A 23,726-nucleotide genomic window follows, 5' to 3' on the forward strand; every position below is an offset into this window, starting at 1 on the left:
CGCCAACCTACGGGGGATGAGCAGTTCTCTCTATGGAGATGAATCAGCATGACGACCGGAAACCCGCATCGGCTCCGTGCCTTCCGGAACCGCATCGCCGCATCGCCGGACGCTATCCTCGTCCTGGTCGCACTTGTCATATTCATGGATATGGCGATCTACGGCCTCCTCATCCCGGTCTTCCCGGAGTATGCCCCCCGGCTCGGGGTGGACGAGTCGTTCGTCGGGATTATCTTCGGGCTCTACGCCGCGATGCTCCTCCTCTTCTCCATCCCGATGGGCCTCCTCTCCGACCGGGTGGGGCGCCGGCCGCTCATCGTTGCCGGGATGCTCCTCCTCGCTCTCGCGACGGCACTCTTCGGCTTCTCTGCCACGGTCACCCACCTGATCGTTGCCCGGGCGGTCCAGGGGATATCCGCTGCCGCCACCTGGTCGGCGGGGCTTGCCCTCATCGCCGAGACCTGCGACCCGGCACGGCTCGGCGAGAGGATGGGGATCGCCCTCTCGGCGGTCGGGTTCGGGACGGTCATCGGCCCGGTCCTCGGGGGGCTGCTCTTTGAGTACCTGGGTTACACCGCGACCTTCCTCGTCCCGGCGGTGCTCGTGGCTGCGGTCGGTCTTGTGGTCCTCGCCGTCCCGGTGCGCACCTGCAGGCAGAACGATCGGTCGACGATGCTGCCCGGCAAGAACCGGCGCCTGCTTGCCGCCTGTGCGGTCGTGGTCGTCGCGGTGGCCGCGACCTACGGCATCGTGGATCCCTATCTCCCGGTCCACCTGCACGCCGCCTTCTCGGCGTCCCCGGCAACGATCGGGCTTGTCTTCGCAGTCCTTGCGATCGCGGCCATCCTCGCCCAGCCGGCCGCAGGGAGGATCTTCGACCGCCACGGGGGGAGCCGCCACCTCATCGGCGGCGGCCTTCTCCTCTCGGCAGCCGCAATCGTCGCTGCCGTGCAGGCTCCCGCCCTCCCCCTCGCCACCGCCGCCGTCTTCGTGCTGGGGCTCGCCCTGAGTTGCGCCATCGTCCCGGTGATGCCGATCCTCGCCGGCATCTACCGCGACCACGGTTCGCAGGGCGCTGCTTACGGCATCTACAACACCTTCTACTCCCTGGGTCTTGCGGCCGGACCGTTTGCGGGCGCCGCCCTTATCGGCCGGGTGCCGCTGCCGGCGCTCTTCCTGCTGCAGGCCGGAGCCCTCGCGATCACGGGGGCTGCGGGCTGGCTTGCCGCCGGGAGGGCCGGACGGCGATGAGCCTGCGTTACCTTCATTGCGGCCGCGCGTGAACAGGTACCCCGCTTCAGACCGGGACCCATCATGTCACGTGAATATTTCCACCGCCACGCACCCGAACTGCTGATCGCTTTCTTCGGCCTCATCTTCCTGGTTGCGGCCTTCGGGGAGATCGGCGGGGAAGCGGGAGCGTTCCTCACCTCGGCGCTCGATGTGGCGCCCTTCGTCATCCTTGCCATGCTTGTTTATCTCGCCAGAACCCGGCACCCTCTGTTCCGGTGGATCGCCGTCCTCTGGCTCCTGGTCGTGGTGGCCGGGCTTGCGGCTATTGCGACGGGGTTCGGCGCCATAGCGATCCTGCCGGCCGGGATGCTCGAGGCCGAGGAGATCGATCCAGAGACGGTCGACCTTGCCCTGGCCGCACAGGTTGCGCTTCTCCTCCTCGGCGTCCTTGTTGCGGGGCTTGCAAGCCTCGTCGGGCTCTCCCGCCGGTTCAGGGGATGGCTCGCGGGGTATCTCCCGTTCGACCCGGACTCGCTTCTCCATACGGTCGCGCTCGTGGTCATCCTCGCCATGATCCTCATCCCTCCCGTACCGCTCCTTGTCGCGGGGGTTCCGCCCCTCCTCTCGGCGCCGTTCCTCGACCTCCTGCTTGAGTCCGGAGACCTCTTCGCGGAATCGGTCACGCTGAACGCCTACACGCTCTTCTGGACACTCGTCGGCTCGTTCTTCATCGCCGGAGCATTCGTCCGGCGGACGGGGCGCGAGACCCTCAAACGTCTTGGACTCGTCCGCCCGACGGGGAAAGAGGTCGCTTTTGCCGTCGGTGCGGGTCTCGTGCTCGTTGCCGTCTTCCACTTCGTCGACCCGGCGCTCGCCGCGCTGGCGGGCTGGCTCGGCCTTCCGGTCACCGACATGGAGGCCGTCAACCTGCTCTTTGCCGGAGCGCTCACGCTCCCCGGGGTCATCATGGCATCCGTCGCAGCGGGGTTCGGCGAGGAGGTGAGCATCCGCGGCCTGCTCCAGCCCCGGTTCGGCATCCTCCTCCCGGCACTCCTCTTTGCGTCGCTCCATGCGTTCCAGTACAGCTGGGACGGCCTCATCTCGGTCTTCCTTGCGGGGATCGTCTTTGCCTATATCCGGCAGTATACGAACACGACGACGTCGGCGATCACGCATACGGTCTACGACCTGGTGCTCTTCTCGATGATGCTGGTCGGAATATCGATCTGAGGGGTGAAACCCTTTTTTCCGAAAGAAATCAGTGCTTCCGGTATACTCTCGACCGATGATCTACTTCCACCACGACGATCAGAAGGACATCATCACAGATATTCAAAATAGCACGGTACTTTCCGACCCGCAGTGAATAGAAAGGGTTCTGGCCTCCTCCTTTCAGTTTCTTCACGTGCCGGGTGGGATCCGGTTCCTGAGCGAGCGCCTCCACCTCGTCGAGGATCCGGGTTCCGACACTCGCGGGCATCTTCGCGAGGTTCCGCACCACCGCCGCCGTGAGTCTTACTCTGTATCCCATACCGCCTGCAACTCGGCGCGCGCTTCTTCCAGGGTATACAGGCGGCCTGCCTTGATATCTTCGAGCGACTCCTCGATTCCCCGGATAGCCTCGGCGCTCAGGGGCTCTTCGTCCTCGGCGGTATTCATGAGCCGCCTGATAACATCGTCAAAGGTCTCGCGAGGGTACCGCTTCATCCCTGCCAGCCGCTCCTTCGTCTCCCGGGATACCCACACTGTGGTCTGAGACATACTATGATCTATAGTGGGCTATTGAATATCATCGTTGCGATCATCCTCGACACTTCTATGCGATGCTATCTCTTGCGCCGTAAAGACGGGGATCGAATCGTTTACCGCCCGATGTGGATCCCGTCGCAGAACGGCTTATTCCGCGATCTCCCGCACCCGCAGAGGGTAACCCGGTTTCTGATCGTGTAGGTTCTCCCGTCGGCGGACTCGACAGGGATCCCGCCGCGGACCCAGAGCGGTCCATGTTCACCCCTGGCGGGGTTTTCGATCACGACAATGGATTTTTCAAAAACAGGCTCGATCGCCTCACCGCTCTTTCGATCACGGAGAGCGAGCCGACCGGAGGGGCAGTTGCACGCTTCATCTATCGCCGTGTCCCGGGCGTCCGGGATATCGGACCGCTCCGTGAGGTTCCAGATTCCCCCGGCCCGCAGGCAGAACCGTGCGTGCGCACAGAGCCCTTCATAATCGGCCAGTTCCAGTTCCGGCCCGCTGATAACGGTGGGGTTCTCAAGATATGGTTCATCTCCGGCAGTTTCGATACCGTTAAAGTGAACCTTCGCGTGCGTCCCGTCGCAAAAGGGTCTGTTCTTCGAATGCCCGCAACGGCATAAGGCATATTCTTCCCGCAGGGGATACTCCCGTACCTTTTGCCATGAACGGCAGTCGCCCCTGTCATCGTTGGCGATCTCCATCACCATGAGCGGGACACCCCCGGTCACGATGTACGGGCCATTCGTGCTCACCCGGATCTTCATGACATCGCCCTCGGTAGCTCTTCTGCATGTTAATCTATGGGTGAAGGGGGCCGAACCGGGGAGTTCTCACGCTAAAGGGCAAAGAACACGGCACAGCCGGAGAATTACGATCGGAACTTGCAGGGCAGCCTCCGTGAAAGATCCGACAAAAGAATCAATCGTATGCTAAAACGCTGAGGGGGAGATTTGAACTCCCGAGGGGCTCAACGCCCCACGGGCTTTCCAGGCCCGCGCCCTACCGGTCTAGACTACCTCAGCAATGTGCATCATTAGTTGGCGGGATATTCTATTAATATTAGCTCCCGGCGTGCGCCTTCCAGCCGCGGGGATAGGTGCCGGCCCGCATCAGGACGGTGGAGGGCGCGACGACGAACCCCGGTTCCCCGGGCTTCAGCGCCGACGAATTGACGAGCCCCTTTCCGAGCCCGACGAGTTCGCCGCGCCCGGTCACGATCGCGACCGTCTCGCCTTTCGCAAACCCGCCCTCCTTCCCGACGACCCCCACCCCGGCGAGCACCGCACCGTGGCAGACGGCGTCGACGGCGGTGTCGCGGATGACGACCTTCGGGAGATCGGCGACGGCGGCCGCCGCGGGGAGGATCATCCTCCGCAGGGGTTCGGGATCGCCCTCCCGTGCGGCCGCAGCGGTATCCGCGAGTTCGTGGAGCGTGACGGCGGCGGTCTCGTCGAACGATCCCGAGCGTATCCTCCGGAGTTCCTCCATGTGGGCGCAGGTTCCAATCGCGTAGCCCATATGGATGCAGAGCGTCCGGATGTAAGTCCCGGCGTCGCACCTGACCCGGAAGAGGACGAGTCGGCCGTCTATGTCCAGAATCTCGATCTCCTGGATCTTCCTGATCCGGAGGTTCCTTTTCACCGCGCTCTTTCTCGGCGGCCGCTGGTAGATCCGGCCGACGAACTCCGCTGCCGCCTGCTCCACGGCCTCCCGGGAGGCGTCGCCGTGGAGACGCATCAGGCAGACATACTCCTTGTTGTGCGAGAGGAGAACCGGGGCGAGCCGGACGGCGCCGCCGAACATGACGATGAGCACCCCGGAGACCTGCGGGTCGAGCGTCCCGGCGTGGCCGACCCGCCGCCCGAGGATATCTCCGACCCAGGCGGTCACCTGGTGGCTGCTCGGCCCCCGCGGCTTGTCGACGACGACGATCCCGGATTCCGGGACGGAACTGTCCTGGCCGGTCAACCGTCTCACCTGCCTTCCGCGTAGCGGTTCAGCGCTTCAAGGGTTCCCGCGAGCGACCCGTCCCCGACGACCGCCGGGGGATGCCCGCCGGCCCGCATGGCATCGGCGGTGATCTCGCCGATGGCGACGAGGAGGAGGTCGTCGCGGGGCTGCCAGCGGGCTTCCCGGTAGGACATGGCGCTCGTGAAGAGGACGGCGTCGGCGGCGTCAAGTGTGAGTTCGGCACCCGTGGGGACGAGGGCGTAGACCCGCTCCTCCCGGACAGTTCCCCCGGCCGCGGCGATCGCCCCGAGGAGGCCCGGGTTCGGGACGTCTGCCCGCGGGATCCCGACCGTCCGGCCCCGGAGCCACTCCCCGAGGTAGGGGACGAAGTCCCGGGAGTAGAACGTGGGGAGGACCTCCGCCTCGATCCCGAACTCCCGGAGGACTTCGGCGGTCTTCGGCCCGATGGCGATCACCCGGGGCCACCGTTCGAGTTTCGGCCCGACGACCGCGGCGGGGAGGGCGCTTGAGAAGAAGAGGCAGTCGAACTCCCCGCGGTGGACGGCCTCGACGAACGCATCGACCCGCTCGGGCCGGAGTTCCGCCCGTAGCGGGGAGACCGTGTAGCAATCGTGGCCGTAGGAGGCGCAGAGGGCGCGGTCTCCCGCCGCCTTATTTTCGAGCCGGGTGATGGCGATCTTCATCGCTACAACCTTCGCCCCGGTGGAATATGACTGTATCGGGGAACGCAATTCGGTTGATTTATCCCCGCCTGCTCCGACCGTTAGTTAACGTGCTCGCGAGTATCGTGCTCGGGACCGCGGTCGGCATCGGTTGCGGCGCCGTGAGCGGCCTCGTTCCCGGGATCCATGCAAACACCGTGGCGGGCGTTCTCCTCTCCCTCCAGGCGCTCCTGCTCGCCTGGTTCGATCCGGTCTTCATCGCCTCGGCCATGTTCTCCACGCTCGTTACGCACACGTTCCTCGACAACGTCCCGGGCACCTTCCTCGGCATCCCCGACGCCGATACCTCGCTTGCGGTCCTCCCCGCGCATGCCCTCTGCCTCGAAGGCCGGGGAGAGGAGGCCGTCAGGATATCGGCTCTCGGGAGCGCCGCAGGCGTCGCCTTCTCCCTCCCGCTCGCGCTGGCCTTCGTCCTGGTGCTCCCCGCGCTCCAGCCGGCGATCGACTGGGGGATTGGTCTCGTCATCCTCGCCGTCGCCGGCTACCTCATCGTCGTCTCCGAATCCCCGGGGTGGGCGCTCGCGGTCTTTTCGGTCTCGGGTATCCTCGGGCTCTTCTCGCTCGGCTACTCCTTCCTCGCCTGGCCGACGGGCGGCGAGTCCGGGGTGCTGATGCCCCTCCTCTCCGGTCTCTTCGGGATCGCGGTCCTCCTCCAGGCATCGCACGGGGTGATGCCCGAACAGCACTTCTCGGGGATCGATCTTCCCGCAGGCGCTCTTTCCCGGGGTTCCCTCCTCGGCTCGGCCGCCGGCGCTCTCGTCGGCTGGCTTCCGGGCCTCTCGAGCGCCACGGCGAACGCACTTCTCACCTCGGTCGTCGGCTACGACTCCAACCCCCGGGAGTACATCCTTGCAACGAGCGCCGCAAACACCGTGAACGCCTTCCTCGGGCTTGCGGCCTTCTACGCCATATCCCGGACGCGAAGCGGGGTGATGGCGGCGATCGGGGCACTTTCGGAGATCCCGCCGGCGACCGCCATCCTTCTTGCGGGTGCGCTGGCCGCGGTCGGCGCCTATCTCCTGACGATCCGCCTCTCGTCGATGGCCGCGTGGTTCTCCGGCGTGAACATCACGAGACTCAACCACGCCGTCATCGTCTTCGTCGCCGTCCTCTCCCTCTTCCTCTGCGGCCCGTTCGGGGGGCTCATCCTCCTGCTCGCAACCGCCGTCGGCTATGTGCCGTCTCTCGTCAACATCCGCCGGGTCTACTGCATGGGCGCGATCATGGTCCCGGTGATGGTCTACTCCTTCGGTCTTGCCTGACGCTCTTATATCGACTGCCTCCCAATACCGTACCATGCTACAGCGCTACTGGTTCGGGGACGTCGACGAGGAGGGGTGCCGGGGGGCCGGCACCGATCCGGCCGCGCTCGCTGAGCGGGCGGCCGCGCTCCGCACCGGTATGGATTCATTCGTCCCCATCGACTGGGAGGCTGCCCGGGACTGCGGGGTCGTCCGGACACGGGAGGAGTACATCGACCTGCTCCGTTCCGTCTGCACCGTCCTTGCCCGGAAGAAGATCGCCCGGGCATACCAGGGCCGGGACGTCGAACTCCTCCAGATGGTCAGGATGCTCGACGAGCTCGACAACGTCATCAACCTCCTCTCGGAGCGTGCGGCGGAGTGGTACCAGGTCACGAACCCCTCGTTCTCCCGGAAGTACCGCAGTCTCCCGGCGAAGAAGATGCTCACCATCGTCCGGAAAGGAGCGAAAGGCGGCCTATCGGACGTCGCCGACGAGATCGAGCGGCTCGCCGGGGCGCGAAGCCGCCTGATGCGGGAGGTCTCGGCCCGGGCCGACGAGGTGATGCCGAATACGAGCGCACTCATCGGCGGGCTGGTCGCGGCCCGTCTCCTCTCCCGTGCGGGGGGGCTTGCCACACTCGCGAGGATGCCTGGGAGCACCATCCAGGTTCTCGGCTCGGAGCGGGCGCTCTTCTCGCATCTCCGGGGCGGGTCGCCGCCGCCGAAGCACGGGATCATCTTCCAGCACCGCCGGGTCCACAACGCCCCGAAGGATGTGCGGGGCCGGGTGGCCAGGGTGCTTGCGGCGAAACTCGCCATCGCCGCCCGGCTCGACTACTACCGGGGCGAGGCGGTGCCGGAGTTCCTCGAGGGCGCCCAGGCACGGATCGACGAGGCGGGGGTCGAGGCATGATCCGGCTCGGGAACATGCTGGTCTCGCCCGGCGAGGGCGGGGTCTACGGGGAGCGGACGCTCGACGGTTACCGGGTCTGGGACCCCTACCGGAGCAAGCTGGCGGCGCTCTACACCCTCGGCGGCGGGGTGGAACTCACCCCCGAGATGAGGGTGCTCTACCTCGGTGCGGCGAACGGAACCACGGTCTCGCACGTCGCCGACTATGTCGAGACGGTCTACGCGGTGGAGTTTGCGCCCCGGCCGATGCAGGATCTCCTCGAGGTGGCCCGCCGGAGGAAGAACATCGTCCCGATCATGGCCGATGCAGGGAGGCCGGATGAGTATGCCCCGTTCATGGAGGCGGTCGATCTGGTCTACCAGGACGTGGCGCAGCCGAACCAGGTCGAGATCGCGGAGCGGAACCTGGTCTTCCTCAAACCGGGAGGCCACCTAATCCTGATGCTCAAGACCCGGAGCGTGGACGTCCGGCAGGAACCGGCGGAGGTGCTCGCCGGGGCGCGGGCCGGGCTTGAGCAGCGCCTTGATGTCGTGGACGCCCGGTGGCTCGATCCCTACCACCACGACCACGCCGCGATCGTCTGCACCCTCCGGGAGTAGTATATATTAGAGGGGAGGGCGACTCCTTGACATGGACCGGGTAGTCTTCAACCCCTTCTCCCCGCTGATGCTCCTCTTCTTCTTCGGACTGCTCGCTCTCTTTCTCCTCGCCGTCATCGTCTTTCCGATCCTCTTTCTCTCGGCGATCGGGGCGACGTTCACGCGGCTCGGGTTCACCTGGTGGCAGGCGCTCTTCATCCTGCTCCTGACGCTTATCGGGAGTTTCATCAATATCCCGGTGAAGACGCTCGAGGGTCGGCCGGGGGCGCCGGCCTACGACCGCTACGCCGTGATGTACGGGCGGCTCTACCGGATTCCGCAGCAGGCGCCGCGGACGGTCCTCGCGGTCAACGTCGGCGGCGCCGTAATCCCCGTCCTGATATCGCTCTACCTGCTCTATGACTCGGTCATTCTCAGCGGCGGCTACCTGCTCTTCGCACTCGCGCTCGCCGGGGTCGCGATCGTGACGATCACAACGAAGCTCGTCGCCCGCCCGGTGCCGGGCCTCGGGATCGCGACACCGTTCTTTATCCCGCCGCTCGCGGCGCTCTTTGCGGCGCTGATCCTCTCGCTCTTTGCGGGCGGCGTCCCGGCCGCGACGGTGATCATCGCCTACGTGAGCGGGACGCTCGGCACCCTGATCGGTGCGGATCTCTTGAACCTCCACCACATTGCGGAACTGGGGGCGCCGACGGCGAGCATCGGCGGGGCGGGAACGTTCGACGGGATCTTTTTAACCGGGATCATCGCGGCGCTTCTGGCGTGAGGGGACAACCGACCGATCGCAATGAGGGACCGGATTGGGCCGGTCGCCTGTCCTACTCCCCCCGCAAGATCAATATCATCCGGGGTCCTCGGGCAATCGTCCAGAATCATGGGCCGAGGAGTCCCTGACTTGAGTCGGGGCAGTCGCCCCTCACGACCACAAATAAGGTTAAATAAGCCGCTACCCGGCGAGCTGATTCTATTCCTCACGGGAGATGCCCGCCTGCCGGAGGATGCGCACGAGCAGGTCGACGCTGATCTCTCTCCCGTGTGGGTTTGGGATGGTCAGAACGAGATCTCCTTTCACCATGAATGGGTGTCTGCCTCCCCGGCACGGTCCCTCGAATCCCAGGGTCTGAAGGTTCTTCACCAACTGGTTCCATGAGACGGGTCTGATCCTATGCTCCGGCACCCGTATCAACCCTGACGATCTCGCCCACTGTGCGGCCGGCGACAGGGGGCATCGGGAGGCCGCGCCGGAGCCGTATGATCAACCATTCGTCGATGACGCCGGCAAGGTTTCTCCTGCACTCTTCCAGCGTCCTGCCGGTTGCAAAGACCCCGGGAAGTTCCGGGATCTCTCCGTAATACGGTTCATCGTCCTCGATGATCTCGTAGCGGGCGTGTTCGAGTGCCGCGGTGATATATTCAAGGATCATTGCACACGTCAATCGGATTTCCCGCGCATATAGGGTTTTGCTTTCCCTGGTCGAGCGGGATCACGACTGCTGCTGCTGGTCAATTCTTCAGGGCGGCCCCGATGACATACGGGCGCGATTCACTCCACGGCACGGTCCCAGAGCCCGGCAAAGACCCGCACCTGCCGGGCGTAGACATCCGCCGAGTCCTCCTTGTACTCGAGGGTCGTCGGGACGGCGGGGTGCCGCCGCAGCCGGGCGAAGACCGCTGAGAGATCGAGGCCGCCGTCAGGGTGGTCGAGTGCGAGGTGCTCGTCGGTGATCGAGTTCCGGCGGATGTTCGAGAGGTGGTGGAGGGCCACGTCAAGGTCTTCGAACCGTTCCAGTTCAGCCGCAAACGAGAGACGGCGGTAGTTTGCAGTGCAGGCGAGGTGGGGGAAGTCGAGGCAGAACCGGGTGATCCTGGTGCCCGCAAGCGCCGCGAGTTCTCCGGCGGTGTTCCCGAGGAGGGGGTAGCCGGCGTAGACGGCGGGGAGGTTCTCGAGGACGAAGCGGGGATCGGCGTGGCGGTCGAGGAACCCGGCGAACTCTTCAACGGCGGCGAGCCTCCCGCCCGGTTCGTATCGGCCCGCGTGGAGGACGATCGTCTCCGCGCCGAGGGCGTCGGCGGCCTCATACGTCCGGTTCATCTCCTCCTCGATATGCGCTTCGATCATCGCAGGAGGGCGGTCGTCGTAGGCTGCCGGGGCGCAGGGGTTGACGCCGTGGTTGTGGTGGGGCGCGTGGATGACAACCGGGATGCCGGTCGCGGCGATCCGGTCGAGGCGTTCGAGGAAGAACTGCCGGGACAGGGGGACGGCCTGCACCTGGATGTGCCGGATTGCGCCGTCGTCGTAGAGGCCCGCGAGCAGGGCAAGCGTCCCTTCGTCGTCGAGGCGCACGGTGCCGCCGAGATTGTGATCAATCATATACCACCCTCCGGTGTATGCCGTTTGCAGACGGAGAAAAAGATTGAGTAGCCCGGAGCAGATTCGAACTGCTGTCGCAAGGTCCAGAGCCTTGCATGATTGACCGCTACACTACCGGGCTATTGGGCTCTAAAATGTTGTCTGTGAATCTTAATTAAAGTGACGGCCGGGGGTTATGCCCCGGACGAGCGCGGGCACTTCCCGCAGGCCCGGCAGACCTCGGCAACAGGCCTGATTTCGGCGCCTGATTTGCAAAAAGGCTCGATATCGTTGAGATCCCGGCGGTAGTATACGTGGGGGACGAGCGCGATATGCGTGTAGCGCCCGCAGGGCACGCCAAGCCGGTCCGCGATCATCTTCTGGAGGCGGACGAGCGCATACATGTTGGAGCCGGCGGCGGAGAGGATATCGTTGCTCCGGAAGACGACCTTCATCTGGAGTTTCCCGTCCCGCAACAGGCACTGGACGAGCTGGAGGCAGGGGCAGTCGTCCAGGTTCTCGTCGACGACGGGGTTCCAGGTGATCGCGACCGCCCGCCGGGAGTTCGGTGCGGCGGCGAGTTTCCGGGCGATGTAGTCGATCTGGTCGACGTGGACGTCCTCGCCGTTCACCGTGAGGGTTTCGCCCCAGTCGAAGAGCCGCCGGTGGTAGTCGTACTCGAACTTCGCGTCGGAACCCTTGAGGAGGTTCTCGGCGTAGACGTCCAGGAACCGCTGCTGGAACCGGGAGGCGGGGCTTGCCATCGGCTCGCTCTCCGGCGACTCCACCTCCAGCGCGAGTTCATCGCACTCGATCGTCGCCTCGTCGTTCTCGGTATCCAGCACCCATCCTTTCTCGAGGACGGTCCTGACCGCCAGTTCGTGTGCCCGTGCGAGCGTAGGCGCCCGAATGATCCGCATAGAGAGTTGTTTGCAGGCCGGGGTAGAAAAGGCTCCCCACTGGGAGCGGTCTTATATATACGTGCTCCGGTGGTGCCTCCCGCCCCGGCGGCTGCCCCCGGTGAGGGGTGGGGCGGCCACCCGGACGGCGCGGTGCGGGTGCGGCCCCGCGGAGGGATCTGGGGCGAGGTCGCGCAGGGAGTGTCGCCGGGGCCGGGAGTCCCCGCCAATCTGCGGAGTAAGATTTTTATCCTCGCGTATCTATGGACTCCGGTGATCCGGGAATGAAGCGTGATCCTGACGCATTTGGGGCCTTTTCCAGTATTGCGGTGCCTTTCGGGGGCGTCGGACACCCGGTCGACCACAAAGGATATATTAAGTGTTCCACAAATATTGTGACATATTCCGTGAATCGGAGTATAGAGCGTGGTGAACCCGTATTCGACGTCTGTCGAGTACCTCGCGTTCACATTCCCTCATGTCATCACAAATGGAGGTATAGTATGAAGAGTATGACAAAATTGATGGTGGTCGCCATGATCCTCGCGGCTGCGCTGGTCGTTGCACCGGCTGCTGCGCGGGCGCCTAGTGCCGGTACCGCCATCTATGTTGGCGAAGAGGACCTCGACGTCAATGCGCTTAATGGCACTGCGTCGGCGGACTTTACACGGCTCGTTCACTACAGTGGCGCAGTGGGCGAGGCGATCGACGATGAGATCCAGGTGACGGGCAGCGGCCTCATCACCGAGGTGAAGAAGGGCATAAAGACCGGGAACTACTACGTAGAGGGAAACAAATCTGCGTACCTCAACGTCCGGGTGCCCGAAGTAACGGTCGATGTTGTGCTGAACAAATCTCCGAAGGAATCCGTGGTTGGCAAGTCCGTCACCCGGGATACTGAGGTGGCCTTCAAGCTTTCAAACAACCTGATCTCCGGGATGAACAAAACCGGAACAGGGGACGTTAAGATGAACATCGAGGTCACCCTGCCCGGTGGCGGTGTTGTGACCCGGTTCGGTAGCGGTGTTACAACAGACAATCTGAAGGGCATTGTTGCGAACGGTACAACCCAGTACGAGCCCGTCAAACTGACGGATGCCGCAGCAGGCACCTACACCGTTCAGGCGAAATGGCCTGATACGTCTGACTTCTACGGCAAGGGCTTTGACTCCAACACCGGAGCTTTCGAGGTCCTCAGCAAGTCGCTTGCCATCACGTCCGACAAGGACAGCGTCGTTCGCGGCAACAGTTTCACCGTGACGATCACCGGTGAGTCCATCACGCCGTATGATCTGTACGTCAAGGACGTGAGTAATCTTGCGCCTAACAAGTATCCCAGTATCCGGGCCGGCCAGAAGGGATTTAATCCCCTGTTCCCCGGTGCAAGCGCTGCCGCTAATGCCAGCACGATCAATGCAACCTTTAACACTACCGCCAGCGGAACGAGGACTGTCCAGTTCGACACCGGCTCAAACACCGAAGACCGGACGTACACCATCCGCGTTGAGGCGCATGGTTCCCAGAGCAGCACCACCTACGACGAGGTCAAGGTAAAGGTCGAGAAGGGAAGCGTCACCATCACGGCGTCCGGCACCGGTACCTACTACATCGGTGAGGAAGTCACCCTCTCCGGTACCTGCACCGACAACGACACAAAGGTTCACCTCTTCATGACCGGTCCGAACCTCAAATCCTCGGACGGCGTCAACCTCTTGAGCCTGCTCCCTGTATCGACCGTTGTTATTCCTGGTGAAACCGATGCGTTCAACACAGCGGATGTTAAGGCCGACGACACCTGGTCGCTCAAGTGGAACACCGGCGATATTGCACTAAAAGGAGGCGCACTTGATGCCGGCGGCTACACGATCTACGCCGTCTCGCAGCCTGTGGACAAGAGCCGTCTTTCCACTGCCCAGTACGCCACGGCCTCCGTCCAGCTCCGGTCCGGTTTCATCACCGCGGCCTCGAGCGGTGCAGTCGTCGCGAAAGGTGACGACCTGACGCTCACCGGAATGGCACAGGGCGACCCCGGCACTGTCAAGGTCTGGATCTTCGGCAAGAACAAGCAGATGACTGACAAGAGCGCAACTGTTGAGGATGACGGCAGCTTCGAGTTTGAACTCAAGAGCGGCGATACCAGCGGGCTCGCCGCAGGCCAGTACTTTGTGGTCATCCAGCATCCGATGATGAACAAGGAATTCGACGTTGATGCCGGGACTGGTCTCGATGCTGGCTGGATCGTCGGAACAAATGAGTCTGGGTTTAACAAAGTAAAGATCTCCGGGCTCCAGGCCTCCGATGCAGCGACCGCGCTGATCAACGCCCTCGACTCCCCGAACATCGACGACACCTACGTGAAGCTCACCTTCGTCGTCGAAGAGCCGAACATCTGGATCGACGCGATCGGCGACAAGGCTGCAGGCAGCAAGTTCACGATCACCGGCACGACCAACCTCGCTGTCGGCGACACGCTGAACATTGAGGTCACCTCCGCTGCGTTCCAGCCGACCAGCAAGAGCGAGGCCTCCGGCTTCGGCTCGGTTGCTGGCACTACGGAAGTCAAGCAGGGCGACGGCGCGAACACCTGGTCGTTCGAGGTTGACGGTGCGAGCTTCAAGCCCGACCAGTACATCGTCAAGGTTGAGTCCATTGAGACCAGCACGACCTCTACCGCGACCTTCAACGTAGTCGAGGCAGTCCCGACGACTCAGGCTACCCCGACCACGACCGCGACCGGCGAGGTCACCCCGACCGCTACCGCGACCACTGAGGCTACCCCCACCCAGTCCCCCGGATTCGGAGCACTTCTTGCTCTTGCCGGCCTTGGTGCGGTTGCCTTCCTGGTCCTGCGGCGGGACTAAACCCTAACCAACCCTAATTTTTTGTTTTGCGCTGTTTTTGTTGAGGCTTCTTGGGTACGGGACGGTGCTGCGGGCCGCGGGATCTCCGGGATTGCCTGCCGGGCGATGTATGTATTTGATAGTCTCCCTCCCCAGGTGCAGGGAAATCTCACGGTCTCGCGGCAACATCGTGTGAACTATCCGGGTGCAGCGGTCCGCCGCGAAGCGGCGACGCCGGGATTCTCCGTCTTTGCGATAGTGCTCGAGGAGGGCGGTGCGACTGTTGCGACTGTCGGGGCGGAGGAGGGGGCTGATGTGGTGGAGCCGGAAGTCGGGAACAGGACCGGGGAGGAGTGGAATGGAACACCGTCTGCCGGGCGAAGAGCAGACCGGAAGAAACTATTTATCTCTACCATACAGAGTGAAAATAGATGAAGCGATTTGTAGCCACTGCGCGAGGACGTGTCCAGCGGGTTGGCTATCGGGATCATATATATAACGAGACGTTTGAGCGGGATATCTCCGGGTACGTAAAGAACCTCGAAACTGGTGAGGTCGAGATCGTTGCAGAGGGGGGCGAGCAGGAACTCTTGGATTTTATAAGCAAAATCAATATCGTACGAAGGCCCATTGCCGTCAAATCGTTCACCGTTCAGTGGGGGGAGGCAACAGGGGAGTATGCCGACTTCGAGATCATCCGGGGAGATCTCCAGGAAGAGACATTCGAACGGATGGATTACGCCGGAAAGGTGTTGCACAGCATGGACATGAAGCTGGATCAGAGCCTCCAGTTACAGCATGCAATGCTCGGCAAGCAGGATCAGAGCCTCAAGTTACAGCATACAATGCTCGACAAGCAGGATCAGATGCTGGAGAAGCAGGACCGGATGCTTGACAAACAGGATCAGAGCCTCCAGTTACAGCACATGATGCTGGAGAAGCAGGATCAGAGTCTTCAGATTGGGATTGAGACAAAAGAAGAGATTACCGGACTCCGAAAAGACACCGGGAAGTACCTTGACGACGAATTCAAGGAGATCAAAAAGGAGCTTGCCTCTATCAAGGGTGCCCTTGCCCGGGCTGGTATCCAGGTCTAGCCCCATATTTTTTCTCCGGTGACTGCCACTTCTCTCATCTGGTGCATCCATCCGGCTCGAAGACCTTTGCCCTTCTCAAGTTCCTGCTCGAAGCCTAACGGCTTCTCAAGCTCCGGACATTGTCCGTCTCGCACCGTTCCGGAAGTCGCACCCTCGGCCCGTCGCAACTCACGTGAGTCGATGGGATGCCACGTTGAAACATGAGATGAAAATAATCCGCCCGGGAGAATCCTTATATCCCCTGCTCCATAAGATCGATGCAAGAGAGATTGAATGAGTCTGTGTGCGGAACTGCTCGAACGAAAAGATGAGATCCTTGAGATCGCAGCCAGACATGGTGCCCGCAGGGTCAGGGTCTTCGGATCGGTGGTTCGGGATGAAGAGACTCCGGCAAGCGACATCGACCTCCTCGTCGAGTTCGAGCCTGGAAAGGAGTCTCCTTGACCACATCGCCCTTGCTCAAGATCTAAAAGACCTGCTCGGCCGCGAGGTCGATGTAGTAACCGCGAAGGGGCTGCACTGGTACGTCAGGGACCGCGTCTGCCGGGAGGCCGTGCCGCTGTGAGTGACGATCGGCTCTACCTCATCCATATTTACAACGTATGCAAGCAGAAAGCCTCCCTGTCGCCCGCTCACGCCACGCCTTCGGAGACCCGGACCCTGCCGATGATCAGGTCCTCCTCCGGGGGAACTCCCTGCCCCTCCTGCCGCAACGCTTCCACGTGCCCTTCGATCGCTTCCCTGATGTTCTCCAATGTCTCCTCGACTGTTTCTCCCTGGGAGTAGCACCCGGGAAGCGCCGGGACTTCTGCCCAGAACCCTCCTTCCTCAGCCTTCTGGATCACAACAGTAAACTCCATTTTTAGCACCCCGTTTAAAGTTAATGCGAGAAACTCTTCCTCAGTTAAACCAGCTTTCTTTATTGCCGCCGTAAGAAGCCCGATCTTCAACTCCTTCGACCAGGGCAGAGTTATAATCGCTCCGGACGGCATTTTGATGTTGACATGATCGCCTTTTCCCTGCCGCATCACGCCGCCGGCCCGCACAAAGGCCCGCACCGCCTCGTGACCTTTCTTTGATTCCCCGGAGTCTTCCCACACCATGCCCCCATTCAGTGGTGGCCCCACTGCAGGATATTCGTTTCGCTGCCGGGAGGCCGTGCCGCTGTGAGCGACGACCGGCTCTATCATCCCGGTTTTTTCCACCCCCGTCGCTCCCCCGATCAGCCGTCCTTAAGTAGTACAAAACCTCAATTTCAATCAGGATGGGATTACGCAGATGAAGTTGACCGTGAAGCTGCTCGACATCGCAAACCGGGGGGTTCTCCTCCACAGCACCGACGCACGAAGCATGCGGGTCCGCGACGGCGACCGCGTTCAGGTCGCCGACGAGGCGACGGGAAAGACCGCCCAGGCTCACGTCGACACCACCGGGTCGCTCATCGAGCCGGGTGTCATCGGGGTCTACCGCCCGCTGAACGCGACGCTTGCCGTCGATGAAGGGACCGTTGTCATTGTCCGGAGTGCCGAGCGGCCGGCATCCCTCCGGCACATCAAGAAGAAGATGGACGGCGGCCGGTTCACCAAGGACGAGACCGTGGATATCGTCAGGGATATCGTCGACGACATCCTCTCGCCCGGCGAGATCACCGCCTACGTCACCGCGTCGTACATCAACGGCCTCGACATGGACGAGGTGGAGTACCTGACGAGGGCCACGGTCGAGACCGGGGAGCGCCTCCACTTCACCCGGCACCCCATCGTCGACAAGCACTCCATCGGGGGCGTGCCCGGGAACAAGATCACCCTCCTGATCGCGCCGATCATCGCCGCGAGCGGCCTTTTGATCCCGAAGACCAGTTCCCGCGCCATCACCGGCGCCGGCGGGACCGCCGACCTCATGGAAGTTCTCGCGCCGGTCTCATTCACGGCGACCGAGGTGCAGCAGATGACCGAGAAGGTCGGCGGCGTCATCGTCTGGGGCGGCGCCACGAACATCGCCCCCGCTGACGACAAAATCATCACCTACGAGTACCCGCTCCGGATCGACGCCCGGGGCCAGATGATCGCGAGCGTCATGGCGAAGAAGTTTGCCGTCGGCGCCGACCTCGTGGTCATCGACATCCCGGTCGGTCGCAACACCAAGATCCCGGACCCCCAGGAGGGCCGGAAACTCGCCCGGGAGTTCATCGAGATCGGGGAACGGCTCGGCATGCGGGTCGAGTGCGCGCTCAGTTATGGGGAGTCGCTCGTCGGCCACACCATCGGCCCCAACCTCGAGGTGCGTGAAGCCCTCGCCGTCCTCGAAGGCGCGACCGAACCGAGTTCCCTGGTCCAGAAGAGCCTCTCGCTCTCCGGGATTGCGCTCGAGATGGCGGGGAAGGCCGCACAGGGGCAGGGGTACCAGGCAGCTGCGGATCTCCTCCGGAGCGGGAAGGCGCTCGATAAGATGCGGCAGATCATCGAGATCCAGGGCGGCGATCCGACCGTGAAGGCCGAGGATATCGTTCCGGGAGAGTACCGGTTCGATGTCCGGGCGCCGCAGGACGGCTACGTCATCGAACTGAACAACAGCGCGCTCGTCACGCTCGCCCGGCTCGCGGGCTCCCCCTACGATCACGGCGCGGGGCTCGATATCCACGCAAAGAAGGGGACCCGGGTCAAGAAGGGCGACCCCATCTTCACCATCTACGCCGAGCGGGAATGGCGGCTCGAACGTGCGATCGAGGTCGGCCGGACGCTGATGCCGGTGGTTGTGGAAGGTATGGTACTTGAACGTATCCCACATGACCGCTGGGTGTAAACCGATGCACTCAAATTTTTTGCCGCAATAATACTCCTTCATGAAGAAAAGTCGTCTCGTCATAGCCCTTCTGATCTCCTGCGCCCTCCTCTGCTGCACGGCGCAGGCGGTCACCCTGCGCATCAACGTGGTCGACGATAAGACCGATAACGCGCTTGCCGATGCCTCGATATACGTCGATGGGGATTACGTGGGGAGCACCAGCTCGGATGGAACCTATTCCTACGTCCATTCCGGGAAGAAGGACCTCTACCTGAAGGTTGTCCGGAAAGGCTACCGGAACTGGGTGGAGTACGTCGATTACGACGCGACCCGCGTCAGTGTCGATATGATCCGGGAGGACGCGACCCTCACGTTCGAGCTCTACGATGCGGGAACCCTGAAACCGATCGTAGGCGGCGTGGTGCGCGTTACGGGTAACGACTACTCCGATTCTGAAGTCACCGGCAGTAGCGGGAGCGTGAACTTCCCGGTGAAGGCGAATGAGTTGTACAACGCCGAGATCCGCGCGTCGGGATACCATGACCTCTCAAAGACGGTGCAGATGGAGAGCAGCGGCAGAACAGTCCAGTGCCTGCTCTTCTCCAATAACATCCTGGGCGTCCAGGTGCTGGATGCCGAGACCTCTGCCCCGCTCAAGGGCGCGGAGGTGTACATTGACAACACGCGCGCCGGGGAGACCGATGCCGACGGCAGGCTGCAGCTCCACCTGGAACGGGCGAAGCGGTACTCTTTCAGGGTGACGGCGCCCGATTACCAGCCCTACCAGGAGAGCCGCTACCTCGAGGTGGACGACGTCTTCCTCCCGGTACGTCTCTCGAAGTCGGCATACCCCGTCTCGATAACGGTCTTCAACGAGGCGACGAAGCCGGTTGAAGGGGCTGAAATCTATCTCAACGGGACGTTGCAGGGCAAGACCAGCCAGTATGGCAGGTTCACGCTCTCCAACATCCATGCAGGTGCCTACGAGATTGTGGTGCGGGCGCCCGGTTACGCGGCCTGGAGCGAGACGCGCCAGATCACCGGGCAGGGCGAGGATATCGTCGCAGAACTCGGTTACGACCGGGCGAGCGTGACCGTCCGCGCAGAAGACCCCGACAGGAACCCGGTTGTAGGCGCGGTCGTCGTCATCGACGGCCAGGTCGCCGGGGTGACCGACAGCCTGGGACACCTCAAGATGCCGCTCGTCACGAACAAGGTGCATGCCGTCACCGCGGCCTGTGAGGGTTACCGGAACATCTCGGTCGATGCCGATATCCCGCTCGGCATAACCGAACTCACCATCCCGCTGGTCATGGAGAAGGATTTCAACGTCTGGGTGCTCGTGGCCGGCGTCGGTGTTGTTGCCGTGCTTCTCCTTGCGGCGGTCATGGTCGTGCGGCACAGGCGGGCGGGGCGGAACCGGGGCGGGCCGCGCCGTCCGGATAGCCTGTAACCTCTATCTCTTTTTCTTTATGGGGCCGGGTTTCTGGCGGTATCTTGTTCCCGGGCCCGACGACCGGATCGGCTCCTTGAGGAAAGATCGTTCTCTGTTCCGGGGGCTCAACACTGGTTCATTCAGACCCCGGGGGGCGTGTGGGAAATATGTTTGATTTGAGCGGATACTATTGCCTGATTAGAAAAAGGGGCTTTCTTAGACGTCTCTTTAACTAACAAGGTTTATATGGAATGGCGTGTCAGGAAGACATACGGTGACGTATGAACGGATGGACGTATGCATGCCTGGTGGTAGGGCTGCTTCTGCTGGCGGCCCCGGCCGGGGCGGCGCGGATACCTGATGATATTGAGATGCTTGATACAGGGCAAGAGTGGGTGACGGCGGGGAGCGGGGAGACCTCGACCATCACGGCACTGGTCAAAAACGGCAGCAGCCCGCTTCCCGGGGTCACCGTTCTTTTCTCGATGGATAACCTTGATGGGACCATCTCGCCCGCGCAGGCGGTGACGGGCATTGATGGAAAGGCGACGGCGATCTTCAAACCGGGAACCCGGAGCGGGGACACGGTCATCATAGCGACGGTATCGCATGAGGAACTGGACCTGCCTCTGGTGAATAACGTCGTGCAGAAGGTAGACCACGCGACGGCGCACCGGATCGTTAATCTCTGGTATGATTCTGAGGTGACCGCCGGGGGGACGACGGATATTGTCATTCGGATGGCTGATCGGTATGGAAATCCGGTGGATAACCGGAGCGTGGCTGAGTCGGTGTCTTTCCTGGTGGGTCAGATCGTAGGCGGTTCCGGTGCGACATTCGCCAACGGTGAGGACGAGATCACAGTGCCGGTGGATGGTGCCGGGAACGTCACCACAAGACTCCATGTTGATACAAAGGCCGGGCAGAACATTGTTTCTGTATCGTTTCCCGGAAATATCGCATCACGTTCCCTGATTATCACCGGGTGTGTGAGCGGTGAACCGGCGAAGATTTTCCAGACCGTTTCTCCCCGGGCGGAAGGATCAGATTATCCTGAGGTGCCGCTGCCCGGGTCGTTCACCCTGACCTATGCTCTCTATGATGAGTATGGCAACCCCGCCGGGGATCGGGATCTAAGAGTAGATTTTACACGGATCTCCGGTGCCCTGATCGATGATGTGTCGTTCACCAAAACAAACAGTGTGGGTAAGGCGCAGATTACATATAGTTCGTCAACCCGAGCCGGTGTCGCAGAGATTGTTGCGACCGCTGTCGATAACAACAGCGTCTTATGTAAACAGAAGGTAGGCTTCTACAGTTCCGTTTCGAGTGATATGGTCGTTGCTGCCGCACCGGAGACCATCGCGAGCAGGGATGTAAAGGACGATATCGTCTCTTCGATCAGAGCGAAAGTGATGGACTCGAAGGGCAACCCCGTTGAAGGCGAGAGCGTCTTGTTCAGGCTCATCAAGGTCGATGCCGAAGGGTATAAGATGACCGAAGAGCCTGTGATATCGAACGGCACTCCCCCCCCCTCCGGAAAAGACGGTCCGCCTGTTGTTGCCGTGACCGATAAGGATGGGTTTGCCACGATTGATTTCCAGCCCGGAGCTTTCACCCGGAATGCGTCTGATCCCCTGTACAGCGATATGGCCTCGGGGAGTGCAACAATCCAGGCCGTCTGGAAAGATAAACAGGGAGATACTACCGTCTCATTCCGGAACTACCCTTATCTCAGCGTCAATGTCTCGGTCGAACCGCAGGTGGTTAATGTGACTGAAAACGTCAGCGTTACAATCCGGTTGATCGGCGACGGCTGGGCGCTCCAGAAGAAGCCGATCGATGTGGTGCTCTGCACAGATCGATCGGGGAGTATGCTACAGAATACGACGTATGACGGGGAGAGTACTAGTTATCCAAATTGGGTCGAGCAGGAGTCGATCGATGACCGGATGGTTCACGCAATGCGGGCAGCGAAGAACTTTACAGCTCAGATGCAGTCCTCGAAGGACAGAATAGGACTGGTATCGTTTGGTCAGAATGGAGATGCAAATCTTGACAAATATAGTTATAAATATTGGGCGGGAAACGACTATAAGGAAGTATGGCACGATGGCTATTGGGGGTGGGGGTGGCACGATGGCTATTGGGGGTGGGGGTGGCACGATGGCTATTGGGGGTGGGAGAGTGATTCCAGCGACGACGATGCTTATATCGCCGAGCATTACAAGAACCCACAAACTTACTCTGGCCCTGCCACCCGTGACCTTAACTTGACCTCAAACTATGGGAGTGTCAACGCCACAATTGACAAGTGGCTCCCCTGCGGTGGAACGCCGATGCGCGAGGGACTGTACCAGTCCGTGCGGATGATCAAGGAGAACCCAAGAACGGGAGACCCTGTGAAAGCGATTGTCCTCCTGACCGACGGGGAATATAGCACGAATCAAAACCCAGAGGGTGGCGGAAACAATGCATACCTTGGCGACGGAGTCGAGAGGGGCAGTGTCATCGAGTATGCAAAAAGAAATAACATCAAGATCTTTACAATCGCCCTCGGCAACGAACCGAGTCATAGCGAACTCCAGAATTACTCCAAGCAGACCGGCGGCACGTTCTACAGCGCCACCGCAGGCGACGACCTGACGCAGGTCTATGCGGCTATCGCTACGAAACTCCAGGAGGCGGCCGGCGTCAACACCACGATGAATCTGGCGTTCGATAAGGTCGAGATCAATTCCGCGCCTGTTGAGGATGTCTTTGAGTATGTATCGTCTGAACCGTCGTCGACCAAGATGATCAAGTACTGGACCGCAAACGAAACAACAATCCAGGGACCGGAATGGAAAAATCAGAGCGAAGACTGGGTGACGGGTGGCCAGAGCCTCTCCTTTAAGGTTGGCGATATCTATCGTGATCAGACCTGGGAGACGACGTTCAAGTTGAAGGTCCTGAAAGAGGGGAACATCGATATCTTCGGCAACGGTTCCATCATCAAGTTCAACGGCACCGCGGGCCCGACGGAACTGCGCCTGCCTCACACCTTCATCACCGCCAGCCAGAACCTCAGTGAGACTGATATTTTTGCAGCAGATATTCTGTTAACGCGTGGTCCTCTTGATGTTGATGAGGATAACCCCGGCACTCTCGTGCCCACCTGGGAGTTAATTTATACCGGGAACAGATCGGTAACACAGAAGGTTATGTATCAATTCAGCCTGGACAACATCTGGTGGGACGGCAGTTGGCGTGAGATCGATACGATACACCACCCCGCAAATACCGATATTAACGGCACATACTCGTCCACTCTCAATCTCGGAGATAGGGAGGGGTGGTACAAGATACGGGTCCGTGCAATAGAGAATGCGCCTGATGATGGTGGTGCGAGTAGGGAGATAACATGGGCAGAGCCCATCTGGGTGGGGATGAGCGACCGGGCATATATTAGAATCAGCTGATACCCATTTTCGTATCCCCTTTTTTGATCGGAACGAGTTGCAGGGCAATCTGGCGAGTGTGGCCCTGATGGATAAACCCGCGGTGAGTTCGGGTAATCACACAGGTTTCCCGGAGCGGGCGGATAAACTATCACTTCCGGGAGGTATTTTACCCCGAAACAACCGGGTCACCGGGTCCATACTGACGCGTGTGCGGCTCCCTCAGGGCCTCCCGCCCGGCGAGTACATCATCTGGGTCCGTGGATCTGCGCCGGATACCGAGGATGCCTCGGCGAAGATCACCCAGACTGTAAATGCTGGGGCGGGCGGAAGCGCGTATATCCGCCTCGAGTGAGGGGCTCCGGCACCCCTTTTTCCACAGGAGAAGAAGACCCCCGCGGCCCGTACTCCCGCCCTCTCCCGTGCAGGGCTCACCCTTTACTC

The 23,726-nt window shown here is 61.7% G+C and carries 24 protein-coding genes and 2 tRNA genes; 14 read left to right on the plus strand and 12 right to left on the minus strand.

The genetic code is table 11. The features are described 5' to 3' along the window. Positions 1 to 48 precede the first annotated feature (48 nt). Positions 49 to 1,251 carry an MFS transporter gene (locus MchiMG62_RS03350; protein ID WP_221057880.1) on the plus strand — a complete coding sequence of 401 codons (1,203 nt, stop codon included), beginning with the start codon at positions 49 to 51 and terminating at the stop codon, positions 1,249 to 1,251. 63 nt (positions 1,252 to 1,314) lie between these two features. Beyond that, entirely contained in the window at positions 1,315 to 2,463 is a 1,149-nt protein-coding gene (locus MchiMG62_RS03355; RefSeq protein WP_221057881.1) for a CPBP family intramembrane glutamic endopeptidase, read from the plus strand. Between the two features lie 28 nt (positions 2,464 to 2,491). Here MchiMG62_RS03355 and MchiMG62_RS03360 read toward each other — a convergent pair whose 3' ends face one another. From MchiMG62_RS03360 to MchiMG62_RS03385, 6 genes are all read right to left on the minus strand, one after another. Further along, complete coding sequence (locus MchiMG62_RS03360; protein ID WP_054848561.1) at positions 2,492 to 2,764, minus strand: type II toxin-antitoxin system RelE family toxin; 273 nt, start codon at positions 2,762 to 2,764, stop codon at positions 2,492 to 2,494. Beyond that, positions 2,749 to 2,994, minus strand: coding sequence for a DUF7557 family protein (locus MchiMG62_RS03365; RefSeq protein WP_074370701.1), 246 nt, complete (start codon positions 2,992 to 2,994; stop codon positions 2,749 to 2,751). The genes MchiMG62_RS03360 and MchiMG62_RS03365 overlap by 16 nt, the downstream gene beginning before the upstream one ends. Positions 2,995 to 3,095: 101 nt before the next feature. Continuing rightward, positions 3,096 to 3,752 (minus strand): CDGSH iron-sulfur domain-containing protein, encoded by a 657-nt coding sequence (locus MchiMG62_RS03370; RefSeq protein ID WP_221057882.1) that lies wholly within the window; start codon positions 3,750 to 3,752, stop codon positions 3,096 to 3,098. 171 nt (positions 3,753 to 3,923) lie between these two features. Beyond that, positions 3,924 to 4,010: transfer RNA gene (locus MchiMG62_RS03375), tRNA-Ser, on the minus strand. 37 nt (positions 4,011 to 4,047) lie between these two features. Further along, positions 4,048 to 4,956 (minus strand): RNA-guided pseudouridylation complex pseudouridine synthase subunit Cbf5, encoded by a 909-nt coding sequence (locus tag MchiMG62_RS03380; RefSeq protein WP_221058621.1) that lies wholly within the window; start codon positions 4,954 to 4,956, stop codon positions 4,048 to 4,050. A 5-nt stretch (positions 4,957 to 4,961) separates the two neighbouring features. After that, positions 4,962 to 5,642 (minus strand): uroporphyrinogen-III synthase, encoded by a 681-nt coding sequence (locus tag MchiMG62_RS03385; RefSeq protein WP_221057883.1) that lies wholly within the window; start codon positions 5,640 to 5,642, stop codon positions 4,962 to 4,964. A gap of 89 nt (positions 5,643 to 5,731) precedes the next feature. Here MchiMG62_RS03385 and MchiMG62_RS03390 point away from each other — a divergent pair, with 89 nt between their 5' ends. The 4 genes from MchiMG62_RS03390 to MchiMG62_RS03405 are packed head-to-tail and all read left to right on the plus strand — an operon-like array spanning position 5,732 to position 9,203. After that, positions 5,732 to 6,943, plus strand: coding sequence for a tripartite tricarboxylate transporter permease (locus MchiMG62_RS03390; RefSeq protein WP_221057884.1), 1,212 nt, complete (start codon positions 5,732 to 5,734; stop codon positions 6,941 to 6,943). A gap of 34 nt (positions 6,944 to 6,977) precedes the next feature. Then, on the plus strand, positions 6,978 to 7,838 hold the full coding sequence (locus MchiMG62_RS03395; RefSeq protein ID WP_221057885.1) for an NOP5/NOP56 family protein: 861 nt from the start codon (positions 6,978 to 6,980) through the stop codon (positions 7,836 to 7,838). Then, positions 7,835 to 8,437: a fibrillarin-like rRNA/tRNA 2'-O-methyltransferase gene (locus MchiMG62_RS03400; RefSeq protein WP_221057886.1), complete on the plus strand. Its 603-nt coding sequence runs from the start codon at positions 7,835 to 7,837 to the stop codon at positions 8,435 to 8,437. The genes MchiMG62_RS03395 and MchiMG62_RS03400 overlap by 4 nt, the downstream gene beginning before the upstream one ends. A 31-nt stretch (positions 8,438 to 8,468) precedes the next feature. Beyond that, on the plus strand, positions 8,469 to 9,203 hold the full coding sequence (locus MchiMG62_RS03405) for a DUF1614 domain-containing protein (RefSeq protein WP_221057887.1): 735 nt from the start codon (positions 8,469 to 8,471) through the stop codon (positions 9,201 to 9,203). A 198-nt stretch (positions 9,204 to 9,401) separates the two neighbouring features. Here MchiMG62_RS03405 and MchiMG62_RS03410 read toward each other — a convergent pair whose 3' ends face one another. The 5 genes from MchiMG62_RS03410 to MchiMG62_RS03430 form a co-directional block, all read right to left on the minus strand. Continuing rightward, on the minus strand, positions 9,402 to 9,614 hold the full coding sequence (locus MchiMG62_RS03410) for a type II toxin-antitoxin system HicA family toxin (RefSeq protein WP_221057888.1): 213 nt from the start codon (positions 9,612 to 9,614) through the stop codon (positions 9,402 to 9,404). After that, positions 9,601 to 9,861: a type II toxin-antitoxin system HicB family antitoxin gene (locus tag MchiMG62_RS03415; RefSeq protein ID WP_221057889.1), complete on the minus strand. Its 261-nt coding sequence runs from the start codon at positions 9,859 to 9,861 to the stop codon at positions 9,601 to 9,603. The genes MchiMG62_RS03410 and MchiMG62_RS03415 overlap by 14 nt, the downstream gene beginning before the upstream one ends. Positions 9,862 to 9,980: 119 nt before the next feature. Further along, positions 9,981 to 10,808: a TIM barrel protein gene (locus MchiMG62_RS03420; protein ID WP_221057890.1), complete on the minus strand. Its 828-nt coding sequence runs from the start codon at positions 10,806 to 10,808 to the stop codon at positions 9,981 to 9,983. A gap of 48 nt (positions 10,809 to 10,856) precedes the next feature. Further along, a tRNA-Gln gene (locus tag MchiMG62_RS03425) sits at positions 10,857 to 10,929 on the minus strand. 52 nt (positions 10,930 to 10,981) lie between these two features. Next, entirely contained in the window at positions 10,982 to 11,707 is a 726-nt protein-coding gene (locus MchiMG62_RS03430) for a thymidylate synthase (protein ID WP_221057891.1), read from the minus strand. A gap of 482 nt (positions 11,708 to 12,189) precedes the next feature. On the opposite strand from MchiMG62_RS03430, the gene MchiMG62_RS03435 reads away from it, so the two are divergent. From MchiMG62_RS03435 to MchiMG62_RS13360, 5 genes are all read left to right on the plus strand, one after another. Continuing rightward, a complete protein-coding gene (locus tag MchiMG62_RS03435; RefSeq protein WP_221057892.1) occupies positions 12,190 to 14,547 on the plus strand; it encodes an MEMAR_RS02690 family S-layer glycoprotein in 2,358 nt (785 codons plus the stop codon). A 171-nt stretch (positions 14,548 to 14,718) separates the two neighbouring features. Next, a complete protein-coding gene (locus tag MchiMG62_RS03440) occupies positions 14,719 to 14,961 on the plus strand; it encodes a hypothetical protein (RefSeq protein ID WP_221057893.1) in 243 nt (80 codons plus the stop codon). Continuing rightward, positions 14,958 to 15,623, plus strand: coding sequence for an acylphosphatase (locus MchiMG62_RS03445; protein ID WP_221057894.1), 666 nt, complete (start codon positions 14,958 to 14,960; stop codon positions 15,621 to 15,623). The genes MchiMG62_RS03440 and MchiMG62_RS03445 overlap by 4 nt, the downstream gene beginning before the upstream one ends. A 273-nt stretch (positions 15,624 to 15,896) precedes the next feature. After that, positions 15,897 to 16,067 (plus strand): nucleotidyltransferase family protein, encoded by a 171-nt coding sequence (locus MchiMG62_RS13355; protein WP_342367222.1) that lies wholly within the window; start codon positions 15,897 to 15,899, stop codon positions 16,065 to 16,067. Continuing rightward, positions 16,000 to 16,188 (plus strand): hypothetical protein, encoded by a 189-nt coding sequence (locus MchiMG62_RS13360; protein WP_342367223.1) that lies wholly within the window; start codon positions 16,000 to 16,002, stop codon positions 16,186 to 16,188. Before MchiMG62_RS13355 ends, MchiMG62_RS13360 begins: the two co-directional genes overlap by 68 nt. Positions 16,189 to 16,255: 67 nt before the next feature. On the opposite strand, the gene MchiMG62_RS03455 is transcribed toward MchiMG62_RS13360, so the two are convergent. After that, positions 16,256 to 16,828, minus strand: coding sequence for a type II toxin-antitoxin system HicB family antitoxin (locus MchiMG62_RS03455; RefSeq protein WP_221057895.1), 573 nt, complete (start codon positions 16,826 to 16,828; stop codon positions 16,256 to 16,258). 73 nt (positions 16,829 to 16,901) lie between these two features. Here MchiMG62_RS03455 and MchiMG62_RS03460 point away from each other — a divergent pair, with 73 nt between their 5' ends. The 3 genes from MchiMG62_RS03460 (at position 16,902) to MchiMG62_RS03470 (ending at position 23,303) form a co-directional block, all read left to right on the plus strand. Beyond that, positions 16,902 to 18,425 carry an AMP phosphorylase gene (locus MchiMG62_RS03460; RefSeq protein WP_221057896.1) on the plus strand — a complete coding sequence of 508 codons (1,524 nt, stop codon included), beginning with the start codon at positions 16,902 to 16,904 and terminating at the stop codon, positions 18,423 to 18,425. Positions 18,426 to 18,465: 40 nt separating this feature from the next. Beyond that, a complete protein-coding gene (locus MchiMG62_RS03465) occupies positions 18,466 to 19,860 on the plus strand; it encodes a carboxypeptidase regulatory-like domain-containing protein (RefSeq protein ID WP_221057897.1) in 1,395 nt (464 codons plus the stop codon). Between the two features lie 263 nt (positions 19,861 to 20,123). After that, the gene (locus MchiMG62_RS03470; protein ID WP_221057898.1) at positions 20,124 to 23,303 is read left to right on the plus strand and encodes a VWA domain-containing protein; all 3,180 of its coding nucleotides are present in this window, start codon (positions 20,124 to 20,126) and stop codon (positions 23,301 to 23,303) included. The last annotated feature ends 423 nt before the right edge of the window (positions 23,304 to 23,726 follow it).

It is taken from the genome of Methanoculleus chikugoensis, assembly GCF_019669965.1.
GTDB classification, from domain to species: domain Archaea; phylum Halobacteriota; class Methanomicrobia; order Methanomicrobiales; family Methanoculleaceae; genus Methanoculleus; species Methanoculleus chikugoensis.